Raw genomic sequence first — 12,729 nt, 5'->3', positions numbered from 1 at the left:
ACGGGCGGGTAAAGGTCTCCGACATGGCCGAACCCGCGCTGCTTGACCTCACCGCCGACTACCGGGTGGCCGATGGCCACGACGACGACCCCGTCCTGCTGCGCCCGGACGGCACGCCGGTGCAGACCTGGCGGGAGGACTATCCGTACGCCGAGCGGATGGACCGCGACGAGTACGACCGCGACAAGCGGCTGCTGCAGATCGAGCTGCTCAAGCTCCAGGACTGGATCAAGGAGTCCGGCGAGCGCCTGGTGATCCTCTTCGAGGGTCGGGACGCCGCCGGCAAGGGCGGCACCATCAAGCGGTTCATGGAGCACCTCAACCCGCGCGGCGCGTCAGTGGTGGCGCTGGCCAAGCCGGACGAGCGGGAGGCTGGCCAGTGGTACTTCCAGCGCTGGCTGGCGCACCTGCCGGCCGCCGGTGAGATCGTGCTGTTCGACAGATCGTGGTACAACCGGGCCGGCGTCGAACGGGTGATGGGCTTCTGCTCCCGCAAGGAGTACCTGGAGTTCCTGCGGCAGGCCCCGGAGCTGGAACGGATGCTGGTGCGCTCGGGCATCCGGTTGGTCAAGTTCTGGTTCTCCGTCTCCCAGAACGAGCAGCGCACCCGGTTCGCGATCCGCCAGGTCGACCCGGTCCGACAGTGGAAACTGTCCTCGATGGACATCGCCTCACTCGACCGGTGGGACGAGTACACCGAGGCCAAGGAGGCGATGTTCTTCTGGACCGACACCGCGGACGCGCCGTGGACGGTGGTGAAGAGCAACGACAAGAAGCGGGCCCGCGTCGAGGCGATGCGGCACGTGCTGCACCGCTTCGACTACACCGGCAAGGACCCCGCTGTGGTCGGCACACCGGACCCGCAGATCATCGGGCCGGCCGGGCTGGACCTGGGGCCGGAGGAGGAGGTCGTGCCGGTGTTCCCGCGGCCCTGAACGGTCACCAGCGGCCGAGGCGGGTGGCGAGCACGCTGAGCGCCGCCACCCCGGCGGTCGAGGTACGCAGGACCGACGGGCCGAGCCGCACCGGCCGACCGCCGGCCTCGCGGAACGCTGTCAACTCGGCCGGGGCGATGCCGCCCTCCGGGCCGACCACCAGGACGACCTCACCGGTGGTCGGCAGGTCGGCGGTGGTCAGCCGCTCGTCGGCCTCCTCGTGCAGCACGAACCCCGCGGCGGCGCCGCCGATCCGACGGGCGACGGTGGCGGTGGACTCGTCGGGCGCGCCGGCCACCACCGGCAACCACGGCCGGCGGGCCTGCTTGGCGGCCTCCCGGGCGGTGGCCAACCACTTTTCCCTGGCCCGTACGCCCCGGTCGCCGCGCCACTGGGTGACCGAGCGGGACGCCGCCCAGGGCACGATCTCGTCCACCCCGACCTCGGTCATCGCCTGCACGGCCAGCTCACCCCGGTCGCCCTTGGCGATGCCCTGCACCACCACGAGCCGGGGGACGGGCGCGTCCGCGTACCCCCGGGAGGTGACGGCCACCTCCAGGCTGCCCCGGCCGACGGCGGTGACCACTGCGGCGGCCGTGCCGCCCCGACCGTCGGCGAGCAGCAGCTCCTCACCGACGCGCAGCCGCTGCACGGTGGCCGCGTGGTGCCCCTCCGGACCCGCCAGGGTCAACGCGTCACCGGTGGGCAGCGCCTCGACCAGGAACAGCGGCGCGGACACCTCAGGCGTGCCCGTTGAACGCGTCGCGCATCCGGGAGAAGAAGCCGCCCTGCTTGGACAACTCGGCGACCTCCTCACCGCGGGTCTTGGCGAAGTCGCGCAGCATCTTCTCCTGGTCCGGGTCGAGCTTGGTCGGCGTCCGCACGTCCAGGTGCACGTAGAGGTCGCCCCGGCCGGTGCCGCGCAGGTGCGGCACGCCCCGGGCGCGTAGTCGCAGTGTGCTGGCCGGTTGGGTGCCGGCCTTGACGTCGACGGTCTCCTCGCTGTCCAGGGTCTTGATGGTCAGCCGGGTGCCCAGCGCCGCCGCGGTCATCGGCACGGTGACCCGGCAGTGCAGGTCGTCACCCTTGCGGGAGTAGACGTCGTGCGGCCGCTCGTGGATCTCCACGTAGAGGTCACCGGCGGTGCCGCCACCCGGGCCGACCTCGCCCTGCTGGGCCAGCCGGATCCGCATGCCGTCCTCGACGCCGGCTGGGATCTTGACGGTCAGCGAGCGGCGGGTGCGCACCCGGCCGTCGCCGGCGCAGGTGGGGCAGGGGTGCGGGATGGTGGTGCCGTAGCCCTGGCACACGGTGCACGGCCGGGCGGAGACCACCTGGCCGAGGAAGGTGCGCTGCACCGACTGCACCTCGCCCCGACCGGCGCACGCCTCGCAGGTCGCCAGGTGGGTGCCGGCGGCCGTGCCGGCGCCGGAGCAGGTGGTGCAGAGCACCGCGGTGTCGACGGTGATCGGGGCTTCGACGCCGAAAGCCGTCTCGTGCAGGTCGAGTTCGAGACGCAGGATCGCGTCGGCACCGGGCCGGGTCCGCGGTCGAGGGCCGCGGGCGTTGCCGCCCGCACCGCCGAAGAACGCGTCCATGATGTCCTGGAAACCGACGAACGGGCCGGCGCCGCCGGGGCCACCGGGGCCGCCGGCACCACCGCCGCCCGGGGCGAGCGGGTCGCCACCCAGGTCGACGATCTGCCGCTTCCGGTCGTCCGAGAGGACCTCGTACGCGGCGTTGATGTCCTTGAACTTCTCCTGAGCCTCCGGGTCCGGATTGACGTCCGGGTGGAACTGGCGTGCCAGCTTGCGGTAGGCGCGCTTGATCTCGTCATCGGAGGCTTCCCGGCTCACACCGAGGATGCCGTAGTAGTCCCTGGCCACTGCGTTCCGTGTCCTCATGTTCGTCTCGCGTTGCGCCGATCCGGCGGCGATCAGCCGGCCGTCGGCCCTGACTGGTCAGTTCTGGGCCAGCAACTCGCCCACGTAGCGTGCCACGGCGCGCACCGTGGCGATGGTGCCGGGGTAGTCCATCCGGGTCGGCCCCAGCACCCCCAGGCCACCGACGATCGTGGCGCCCGGGCCGTACCCGGTGCTGACCACTGAGGCGGCCCGCAGGTTGTCGAACTCGTTCTCGTCGCCGATCAGCACCCGGGTCGTGCTCGGCTCGGTCTCGCCGATGAGCTTGAGGAGCACTACCTCCTCTTCCAGCGCCTCCAGGATCGGACGCAGCGAACCCTGGAAGTCGAGCAGGCCGCCGCGGGTGAGGTTCGCGGTGCCGGCCAGCGCGATGCGTTCCTCGTGCCGCTCGACGAGCGTCTCCAGGAGCACCGTGGAGAGCGTGGTCATCGCCGGACGCAGCTCGGCCGGCACCTCCTCGACGAGCGCCTGCACCAACGGCGGCGTGTCGGACAGCCGCGCGCCGGCGAGCTTTTCGTTTGCCAGCCGGCGCAGGTCGATGACGTCGTCGGCCGGCACCGGCGCGGGCAGCTCCACAAGCCGTTGCTCGACCCGCCCGGTGTCCGCGATCATGACGAGCATCAGCCGGGTGGTGGAGATCGGCACCAACTCCAGGTGCCGAACCGAGGAGCGGGCCAGGCTCGGGTACTGCACGACGGCCACCTGCCGGGTCAACTGGGCGAGCAGTCGCACCGTGCGGTGCACCACGTCGTCGAGGTCGACAGCGCCGACCAGGAAGCGCTCGATGGCCCGCCGTTCCGCCGGGCTGAGCGGCTTGACCCGGGACAACCTGTCGACGAAGAGTCGGTAGCCACGGTCGGTGGGCACCCGGCCGGCACTTGTGTGCGGCTGCCGGATGTAGCCCTCCTCCTCCAGCACTGCCATGTCGTTGCGGACCGTGGCCGGGGAGACCCCGAGCTGGTGCCGCTCGACAAGCGCCTTGCTGCCGACCGGCTCCTGGGTGGAGACGTAGTCTTCGACGATCGCGCGGAGCACTGCGAGTTTCCGGTCGTCGAGACCCATCCTCCGCACCTCCTGTCGCACGTCGGCCGCCGGTGCCGTGGCCCCGGTCGGGCCGTCCTGGCACTCGACTGTAACGAGTGCCAGTCTACGTCGGTGTACCCGCCGGCGCGATGATCAACGAACGTCCACTGGTGCGGCGTTGCCACGGGCACCTACCGTGACACGCATGACTGAACCTCCTCGCCCTCCCGGCGCGGGTGACCCTGGCAACTACCCGCCGGAGCCGACCTCTCCCAGCTCGTACCCGTCGGCCGAGCCACCCACCGCACCACTGTCCGGGGCGCCTGGCCCGGGCGGCTATCCCCCGGCCGGTGGCTATCCGCCGCCTGCCGGTGACCAACCGCCGTCGGGTGGCTACCCACCGGCAGGTGGCTACCCACCGCCCGGGGGCTACCCGCCCGGTGGCTACCCGGGTGGCGGATATCCGACCGGCGGCGCCTACGGCGGCCCCGGCGGCGGTTTCGCCAGCAACGAGGACAAGACCTGGGCGCTCGTCGCGCACTTCGGCGGTGCCGCCGGGATGATCCTCAGCGCCGGGGTGCTGGGCTGGATCGGCCCGCTTGTGGCGTTGCTGGCGCGGGGCAACCAGTCCCCCACGACGCGCTCGCACGCTACGGCGGCGCTCAACTTCCAGCTCCTCTGGTCGATCGTCGGCCTGGTCGGCTGGGTGCTGTCCTGCATCCTGATCGGCTTCCTCGGGGTCGGAGCGGCCGTCATCCTCGGCACCGTGTTCGGCATCGTCGCCGGCATCAAGGCCAACGAGGGCCAGCTCTACCGCTACCCGATGTCGGTCAACTTCATCAAGTGACCCGGCCGGCCGCTCCCCCGGCCGGTCGGTGCCCCGCTGCCCCGCTCCGGGGCGGCGGGGCTGGCTCAGGGCAGCAGGTCGCGCACTACCGCGTCGGCGAGCAGCCGCCCGCGCAGGGTGAGCACTGCCCGACCGGCCGCGTACTCGTCGGCGGCCAGCAGACCGTCGGCGAGCGCCCGCTCGGCGCCGGCCCGGCCGGCGGCGTCGAGCACCGCCAGCGGCAGGCCACTGGCGAGCCGCAGCCGCAGCATCACGTCCTCCATGTGCGCCTCGTCGACAGTGAGCACCTCCCGGGCCAGGCCGGGAGACGCACCAGCGGCCAACCGCTTGGCGTACGCCGAGGGGTGTTTGACGTTCCACCAGCGCACCCCGCCGACGTGGCTGTGCGCGCCCGGCCCGAGCCCCCACCAGTCCGCGCCGCTCCAGTAGAGCAGGTTGTGCCGGCAGCGGGCGTCGTCGGTGCGGGCCCAGTTGGAGACCTCGTACCAGGAGAGCCCGGCCGCGTCGAGGGCGGCCTCGGCGGCCAGGTAGCGGTCCGCCGCCACGTCGTCACTGGGGTACGCCAGCTCGCCGCGCTTCATCCGGGCGGCGAGCCGGGTGCCGTCCTCGACGATCAGGGCGTACGCGCTGACGTGGTCCACCCCGGCGGCCACCACCTGCTCCAGCGAGGCGGCGAAGTCCTCGGCCCGCTCCCCCGGGGTGCCGTAGATCAGGTCCAGGTTGACGTGCTCGAACCCGGCGTCGCGGGCTTCCAGCGCGGCGGCGGTGGCCCGGCCGGCGCTGTGTTTGCGGTCCAGGATCGCCAGCACCCCCGGGGAGGCGGACTGCATGCCCAGCGAGATCCGGGTGTAGCCGGCGGACCGCAGCAGCTTCAACGATTCCGGGGTGACCGACTCGGGGTTGGCCTCGGTGGTGACCTCGGCGTCGGCGGCCAGCCCCCAGGTGCTGTCGATGCCGTCGAGGATGCGGGCCAGGTCGTCGGCGGGGAGCAGGGTGGGGGTGCCGCCGCCGACGAAGACGGTGTCGACCCGGGGCGGCGGGCTGTCGCCCAGCACCCGGGCCGCGAGGGCCAGCTCGGCCAGCACGGTGTCGGCGTACCCGTCGCGGCTGGCACCGCCGCCCAGCTCGGCGGCCGTGTAGGTGTTGAAGTCGCAGTAGCCGCAGCGGCTGGCGCAGAACGGCACGTGCACGTACACGCCGAAGCCGCGCGCGCCGACCGCCGTGGTGGCGGTGGCGGGCAGCGATCCGTCGACGGGGACGGTCTCACCATCTGGAAGGAGGCCGGGCATGGCCACTAGTGTGCCCGGCATGACCTCTCCCGACGTCCTCGTGCGGGTCGCCACGGCCCGTGGGGTGACCACCCTCACCCTGGACAGCCCGCACAACCGCAACGCGCTCTCCACCGGCCTGATGACCCAGCTGCTGGCCGGGCTGGGTGACGCGGTCGCCGACGAGACGGTCCGGGTGATCGTGCTCGACCACACCGGCCCGGTCTTCTGCTCGGGCGCGGACCTGAAGGAGACGGCAGCGGCGTACGCCAGCGGCACAGTGCCCGCCGGGATGCTCGGTGACGTGCTCGCGGCGCTCTGGGAGTGCCCGAAGCCGGTGCTGGCCCGGGTGGGCGGGCCGGCCCGGGCCGGCGGGCTCGGCCTGATCGCCGCCGCCGACCTGGCGGTCTGCGCCGACGAGGCGACGTTCGCGTTCACCGAGGTGCGGATCGGGGTGATCCCGGCGGTGATCTCGGCGACCGTGCTGCCCCGGCTGCACCCGCGCGCCGCCGCCGAGCTGTACCTGACCGGGGACACCTTCGACGGTCGGCGAGCCGCCGAGATCGGCCTGGTCACGGCCAGCGTGCCGGCGGACGGGCTGGACGACGCGGTGCGGCGCTACTGCGACTCGCTGGTGCGCGGCGCCCCGGGTGCCCTGGCCGGCGCGAAGGAGCTGCTGCGCCGACCGGGCACCGCCGAGCTGCGCGCCGACCTGGCCCGGCTGTCCGCCCTGTCGACCGGCTACTTCCTCTCCGAGGAGGGACGCGAGGGGGTCATGGCCTTCCGCGACAAACGACCGACTCGATGGGTGGCCGCTCTGGGCGGTGGTTCTGCTGATCATGCCGGGTAGGACGGGGACCGCCGGGACGCCGCCGGTGAGCCGCGGCGCCCCCGCGTCCGTTCGGTCGGGTCACCAGGCGGTCGCGCCGCCGTCGACCGGGTAGTTCGCTCCGGTGATGTACGACGCCCGGTCGGAGGCCAGGAACACCACAAGTTCGGCGACCTCCTCGGGTTGAGCGAACCGCTTGAGCAGCGTCTTGCCGGTGATCGCGTCCCGAGCCGCCTGGTTGTCGCCCAGGTCGCGCTCGCTTGCCGGGCTGATGATCGGCCCCGGGCTGACCGCCACCACGCGGATCCCGTGGGGTGCGCCTTCGAGCGCAAGCTGTCGCGTCAGGCCGATCACGCCGGCGTTGGCGGCGGTGTGACCCACCATCGGGGGTACGTGACCGGCGATCATGCCAGCCATGGAGGCAGCGTTGATGATGACGCCGCCGCCCCGCTGAACCAGATGTGGCCAGGCGAACTTCGACACGAAGTACGGCATGTCCAGTTCACCGGTGATGGTGTAGCGCCAGTCCGCCACGGAGAAGTCCGGCATCGGGCCGAAGCGCAGGGCGGCGGCGTTGTTGTAGACCACGTCGAGCCCGCCGTAGACCGTTGCGGCGTCCTCGACGAACGTCCGCACCTGTTCCGGATCGGTGAGGTCGACAGGCGCGATGCCGGTCATCTCACCGCCGGCGCCACGAACGAGTTCGACAGTCTCGTCGTTGCCGGCGACCTGGATGTCGGCCCCGACGACCTTCGCGCCTTCCCTGGCGAAGATCTGCGCCGCGACGCGCCCCAGGCCGCCGCCGGTGCCGGTGATGAGCACAACCTTGCCGTCGAGCGTTCCCATGGCATTCCTCCTCGCTCCGTGGCCCGGTCCGGTCGGCTTCGCGAACCACCGGGCGGGCCAGCGATTGACATGTCAACCGTGACAACTCCTTGACCGGTCAATCACTTCCCGTGCGGTCGGGGCGGCGACCCACCCGACAGGCAGCGGCCCGACCGCCCGGGGCAACGCCTCCCGGGCGGCGGCAACCCCGGCACCACCTACTGCGGATTGTCGTTGAGCCGGGGTGGGCGGGCGGGCTATCCGGGCAGGTGAGAGCGCGCCCGCAGCGGGAATGCCTCGATCGGAACGCGTCGGCGGAGCCGACCCCGAACCGGGACGGAGCCGCCGAGCCGACCCCGAACCCGCGCGGACGGCCCGATGGGCGCGACGGAGACGTACGCTTGGCAGACTTGTCGATCTGGGGGTGTGGGTGCGAACTCGGGCAGCCGTTGCGGGTGGAGTGGTCCTCATCCTCGTCGCCGTGATCGCGATCTGGCTCGTCGCACGGCAGGTCGGGGGTGGCCTACAACTGCCGCTGGCGGCACGCAAGTGCACGGTGCAGGCCGACGGCCGGGTCGCCCTGGACGCCGACCAGATGGCAAACGCGGCGACCATCGCGGCGATCGGCGCCCAACGCGGCATGCCCGAACGGGCCGTGGTGGTCGCGCTGGCCACGGCGTACCAGGAGTCGGGGCTGCGCAACCTCGCCGACGGCGACCGCGACTCGGTCGGCCTGTTCCAGCAGCGGCCGAGTCAGGGCTGGGGCACCTCGGCACAGATCCGCGACCCGCGCTACGCGGCCAACCGGTTCTACGCGGCGCTCAAGAAGGTCCGCGGCTGGGAGAAGATGCGCGTCACCGACGCCGCCCAGCGGGTGCAGCGCTCGGCCTTTCCGGAGGCCTACCAGAAGTGGGCCGACAACTCCGAGGTGCTCAGCCGGGCACTGATGGGCGACGCCACCGGCGCGGTCGCCTGCACGGTGGGGCGTACCCCGGTGATGCAGGGGGCGGCGGCCACCGCGCAGCTCACCCGCAACCTGGGGCTGGACTGGGGCTTGAAGGGCCTCGACCCGAACGATCCGACCGGGCTGACGGTGACTCCGGGCGACCAGCGCGACGGCTGGCGGTACGCGCACTGGCTGGTCTCGCACGCCCAGGATCACGGGGTGAAGCGGGTGCAGTTCGGCGACCTGGAGTGGACCGCCCGGGGCGGCACCTGGGGTCGGGTGGACGGCCGGCAGAACTCCGCCGGCCAGGTGGTGGCCGAGGTGTTCAACGAGGGCTGACCGGCCCTGGATCTCTTAACCGGCAGTCACCGCACAATCGGACAAAACCCTCAAACTTCGTCCTCGATCACGAATATCTCACTTTGCGCAACCCTCCCGCTGCACGGGGTTCCAGCCGGGGTCCACTCCCGCAACGCGGCCTCCCCGGCGCCTTGGCCACCGCGTTACGATCGGCGGCCTGTGCCAGAAAAGGTTTCACCTCATGGGGAGGGGTACGACGCGGTGTTCGATTACGGCGACCGGACCGGTTACGAACCGATCAGCGACACTGACCGCAAGGAGTTCCACGAGCAGGGCTTCCTCCTGCTGCGCAACGTCCTGACGGAGGACCACCGGGCGGCGCTGGAGGCGGCTGTCGACCGCGTCTACGCGGAGGAGCAGGCCAAGGGCACCACCAAGAAGGACGGCACCCTGCACCTGCTGGGCTTCCTGGAGCGCGACGAGCTGTTCGGCGAGCTACTCACCCACCCGATCGCCTTCCCGTACATGTGGGGGCTGGCCGGCTGGAACATCTACACCCACCACAACCACCTGGACGTCACCCCGCCGGCCGCCGAGCCGGAGAAGCCGTACTGGGGTTGGCACCAGGACGGGTACCGGCAGAACTCCGACCCGGAGACCATGGACCCGAACCTGCCCCGGCCGATGTTCTCGCTGAAGGTCGCGTACGTGCTCTCGGACCTCTCCGAGACCGGCCGCGGCGCCACCAAGGTCATTCCGGGCAGCCACCTGAAGAACTCGCTGCCCCGGCCGGCGGACCTCACCGTGCAGAACCCCGACCCTGAGGGCACTGTAGAGATCACCGCCAACCCGGGCGACGCGTTCATCTTCGACCGCCGGCAGTGGCACTCCCGCTCGACGAACCTGTCGACGATCACCCGCAAGATGCTCTTCGTCGGCTACACCTACCGGTGGATCCGTCCGCTCGACGAACTGCACCCCGACGTGAACGGCGAGTGGTACCGCAACCGCACCCCGGTGCAGCGTCAGCTCATCGGTGAGGGCACCCACACCGCCAACTACTGGGGCATCAACTGGGACGGGTACGTCGACGACGAGATCCCGCTGCGCAAGGAGCTCAAGGAGCGCGGCCTGCTGGACCGTAACATCCCCTGGCTCCGCTGATCACCCGCGTCTGAGAACGGCCCCCCGCCACCGTTGGCGGGGGGCCGTTTTCGTATGCGCGCTTCCGGGCCACCAGGCGCCGCGCTGTCGGTAGCGTGACGGGTAGGCAGAGCCGGGGCGTAGCGCCTGGCCGGGGCGCGGGGGTGGCACAGGAGGCAGCCGCAGTGACGTCCGCTCCGCTCCCCCGGATCCTCCGCCGTCGCGGCGAGCCGGAATATCCGACCTTCCTGGAACTCTTCTTCGACCTGGTCTACATCTTCCTGCTCTCCCGGCTCTCGGCCAGCCTGGGCGAGAGCCTCACCGTCCGGAACGCGGCGCAGACCGCCGTCCTGCTGCTGGCCGCGTGGTGGGTCTGGGTGCTCACGGCGTGGCTCACCGACCTGTTCAACCCCCGACTGCCGATCATCCAGGCGACCGTCCTGCTGGTCATGCTCGGCACGCTGCTGATGGCGATCGCCACGCCGCACGCCTTCGGCAGGTACGGGTGGCTCTTCGTCGCCGCGTACTTCGGCATCCACCTGGTCCGGGACGCCGTCCTGATCCCCGGCACCCGGGTCAATCGTCGGATCCAGGCCCGGAGCATCCGGGTCTTCTTCTGGTTCGGTGTCACAGTGGCGCCCTGGGTGGCCGGGGTGTTCGTGGACGAGACGGCTCGGCTGGTGCTCTGGTCGCTCGCGGTGGCGGTCGACCTCGGCTCGGCACGGTTCGGCTGGCCGACACCGGGGCTGGGGCGCACCGAACTCGCCAGCCAGATCTTCACCGGGGTGCACCTCTCCGAGCGGCACCGGGCGATCTTCATCGTCGCGCTCGGTGAGTTGATCCTGAGCACCGGCATGGGGCTGGCCGGCAGCGGGTTCACCGTCGGTCAGATGACCGCCAGCGCTGTGGCGTTCGTCAGCGCGGTCCTGCTGTTCCAGCTCTACTTCCAGCGCGTCCAGCGGATCCTGGCCCGACCCAGGGTCACGACTGTGGAGCGGGTCCGCTCCGGCACCTCCACCTCGTACACCCATCTGGTGATGGTGGCCGGGGTGGTGTTGGTCTCGACCGGCACCTCGATGGTCATCGCTCGGCCGTCCGGTCACACGCCGGTGGATGTCATGGTTGCCATCCTCGGCGGGCCGGCGCTGTTCCTGCTCGGCAGCGTGCTGTTCGACGCCGTGGTGACGGCCCGGATTCTCTGGTCCCGGGTGCTGGCGATCGTGCTGCTGGCGGCCGTGCTGCTGTGCGCGCTCGTCGCGCCCGGCGTGTTCCGGCTACCGCCGTTGACCGTCCTGGTGGTGGCGAACCTGGTCCTGCTGCTCACCCTGGCCGGGGAAGCGCTGGGCGCACGTCGCGGGCTGGTCGAGGCCACCGCGCCGGCCCGATGAGGGTCGCCCCGCCGCCGCGCGGGGTCTCACCCGAGCATCGGCGGCGCTGGCGTACGGGCGTGCCGTCGGGTGCTCACCAGGTTCGCCACGGCGATCAGGGCCAGCACGCTCATGGCGAGCAGAGCGACCATGACCGGCGGCAGCACGGGCGTGGTCGGCGCCAGGCACGCGAGCAGCACCACGCCGGCCAGCCGGGACCGCGAGATGCGTCCGAACACGGTGAAATCGAGGAGGCCCCGGCCGAGCAGGAACAACGCGGGGCTGCCGAGGATGACCGCGGCCCACGACGGCGGGGTCTCGCCCAACGGGCGCCCCACCACGAGGTCGCTGGTGACCGCCGCGCCGGCGATGCCGGCCACCATGATCAGATGGGTGGCCGCGGCGGACTGGGTGAGCAACGCCGGGTCTGTCGACCGGGCGATCGCGTCGGTCAGCAGCTCACCGGCGCGGTAGATGTAGATCCGCCACATCAGCACCACAGTGCTGAACACCACGAGCAACGCCGCTGCCCTCACCAGCGTGTAGTCGCTCCTGCTGAAGGTCGTCCCGGTCACGAAGATCGACACCCCGAGCGCGATGATGACGAACTGCCGGTAGCGCTCGGCCACCCGCGCGTGGATCAGCCGCCAGTCCCCCGGTCGCGAGCGGCCGATCCGGGGCAGCGGCCAGCCGCACACCGCCCCGACGTACTCCACGACGACAGCGGTCGCCCAGATCGGCAACTGGCCCGAGCCGCCCACGAGCGCCCCACCGATCCAGCCGACAGCGGTGACGGACTTCCAGGTCTGGATCCGGATCGTCGAACGCCGCAGGGGCCGGCCCTTCGAGACGACGACGGCGTAGTAGGCGGTGGTGCTCAGGGGGATGATCACGAAGGTGATCGCGAAGAGCAACGCGCGATCTCCGTACGCGTCGGCCGCGACCGCCGCCAACAGCAGGCTGGCCGCCGCCACCCAGATGAGATGCCCCTGCCCGGAAGCACTGGTCAGGTCGATGGTGTCCGCCGTCCACACGGTCAGCGCCCAGATCATCGTGAACGCGAACAGCAGCACCAGCACCTTGACGACGCCGGTCCAGGTCAGGTCGCCGGCCAGCATGGTCGCCAAGGTGACCAGCGCGAAGACGTAGACGAGGTCGAAGAAGAGTTCCAGGAACGCCGGACGCTCCAGGTCCGAATCTGCGGACGCCGCTGCCGTGGCGCCGCCGTCCGTTGCCATCGACATCGCGCTTCACCCGGCCTCCACCGCATGCCCCAAGGGGGACGATACGGGCAACGGCTGGCGCCCAGCCCCGTCATCCGGTT

Annotated in this window: 12 protein-coding genes; 6 read left to right on the top strand and 6 right to left on the bottom strand. The window is 71.5% G+C overall.

Annotated features, from left to right (window positions below; genetic code table 11):
- The first annotated feature begins 23 nt into the window (after window positions 1–23).
- Entirely contained in the window at window positions 24–935 is a 912-nt protein-coding gene (gene ppk2 / locus AB0B85_RS23265) for a polyphosphate kinase 2 (protein ID WP_357410581.1), read from the top strand.
- Between the two features lie 4 nt (window positions 936–939).
- Here ppk2 and AB0B85_RS23260 read toward each other — a convergent pair whose 3' ends face one another.
- The 3 genes from AB0B85_RS23260 to hrcA all read right to left on the bottom strand — a co-directional run bounded on the left by AB0B85_RS23260 (window position 940) and on the right by hrcA (window position 3,919).
- Entirely contained in the window at window positions 940–1,674 is a 735-nt protein-coding gene (locus tag AB0B85_RS23260; RefSeq protein WP_357410579.1) for a 16S rRNA (uracil(1498)-N(3))-methyltransferase, read from the bottom strand.
- 1 nt (window position 1,675) lies between these two features.
- Window positions 1,676–2,821 carry a molecular chaperone DnaJ gene (gene dnaJ, locus AB0B85_RS23255; protein ID WP_030491782.1) on the bottom strand — a complete coding sequence of 382 codons (1,146 nt, stop codon included), beginning with the start codon at window positions 2,819–2,821 and terminating at the stop codon, window positions 1,676–1,678.
- A gap of 75 nt (window positions 2,822–2,896) precedes the next feature.
- Complete coding sequence (gene hrcA / locus AB0B85_RS23250; RefSeq protein WP_357410577.1) at window positions 2,897–3,919, bottom strand: heat-inducible transcriptional repressor HrcA; 1,023 nt, start codon at window positions 3,917–3,919, stop codon at window positions 2,897–2,899.
- A gap of 166 nt (window positions 3,920–4,085) precedes the next feature.
- Here hrcA and AB0B85_RS23245 point away from each other — a divergent pair, with 166 nt between their 5' ends.
- The gene (locus tag AB0B85_RS23245; protein ID WP_357410575.1) at window positions 4,086–4,727 is read left to right on the top strand and encodes a DUF4870 domain-containing protein; all 642 of its coding nucleotides are present in this window, start codon (window positions 4,086–4,088) and stop codon (window positions 4,725–4,727) included.
- A gap of 65 nt (window positions 4,728–4,792) precedes the next feature.
- Here the strand turns inward: AB0B85_RS23245 and hemW are convergent, their stop codons facing one another.
- On the bottom strand, window positions 4,793–6,016 hold the full coding sequence (hemW, locus tag AB0B85_RS23240) for a radical SAM family heme chaperone HemW (protein WP_357410703.1): 1,224 nt from the start codon (window positions 6,014–6,016) through the stop codon (window positions 4,793–4,795).
- A gap of 19 nt (window positions 6,017–6,035) precedes the next feature.
- Here hemW and AB0B85_RS23235 point away from each other — a divergent pair, with 19 nt between their 5' ends.
- On the top strand, window positions 6,036–6,845 hold the full coding sequence (locus tag AB0B85_RS23235) for an enoyl-CoA hydratase-related protein (RefSeq protein ID WP_357410573.1): 810 nt from the start codon (window positions 6,036–6,038) through the stop codon (window positions 6,843–6,845).
- 60 nt (window positions 6,846–6,905) lie between these two features.
- Here the strand turns inward: AB0B85_RS23235 and AB0B85_RS23230 are convergent, their stop codons facing one another.
- On the bottom strand, window positions 6,906–7,670 hold the full coding sequence (locus AB0B85_RS23230; RefSeq protein WP_357410571.1) for an SDR family NAD(P)-dependent oxidoreductase: 765 nt from the start codon (window positions 7,668–7,670) through the stop codon (window positions 6,906–6,908).
- Window positions 7,671–8,073: 403 nt separating this feature from the next.
- On the opposite strand from AB0B85_RS23230, the gene AB0B85_RS23225 reads away from it, so the two are divergent.
- The 3 genes from AB0B85_RS23225 (at window position 8,074) to AB0B85_RS23215 (ending at window position 11,426) form a co-directional block, all read left to right on the top strand.
- Entirely contained in the window at window positions 8,074–8,934 is an 861-nt protein-coding gene (locus tag AB0B85_RS23225; RefSeq protein WP_357410569.1) for a hypothetical protein, read from the top strand.
- Window positions 8,935–9,156: 222 nt separating this feature from the next.
- Window positions 9,157–10,059 (top strand): phytanoyl-CoA dioxygenase family protein, encoded by a 903-nt coding sequence (locus AB0B85_RS23220; protein ID WP_091409805.1) that lies wholly within the window; start codon window positions 9,157–9,159, stop codon window positions 10,057–10,059.
- Window positions 10,060–10,223: 164 nt separating this feature from the next.
- Complete coding sequence (locus tag AB0B85_RS23215; RefSeq protein ID WP_357410567.1) at window positions 10,224–11,426, top strand: low temperature requirement protein A; 1,203 nt, start codon at window positions 10,224–10,226, stop codon at window positions 11,424–11,426.
- 26 nt (window positions 11,427–11,452) lie between these two features.
- On the opposite strand, the gene AB0B85_RS23210 is transcribed toward AB0B85_RS23215, so the two are convergent.
- Window positions 11,453–12,649: a low temperature requirement protein A gene (locus AB0B85_RS23210; RefSeq protein WP_357410565.1), complete on the bottom strand. Its 1,197-nt coding sequence runs from the start codon at window positions 12,647–12,649 to the stop codon at window positions 11,453–11,455.
- Window positions 12,650–12,729: the final 80 nt, after the last annotated feature.

Origin of the sequence: Micromonospora sp. NPDC049044, assembly GCF_040649215.1 — a bacterium.
GTDB lineage: Bacteria > Actinomycetota > Actinomycetes > Mycobacteriales > Micromonosporaceae > Micromonospora.
This window is presented reverse-complemented; position numbering and strand designations above follow the sequence as displayed.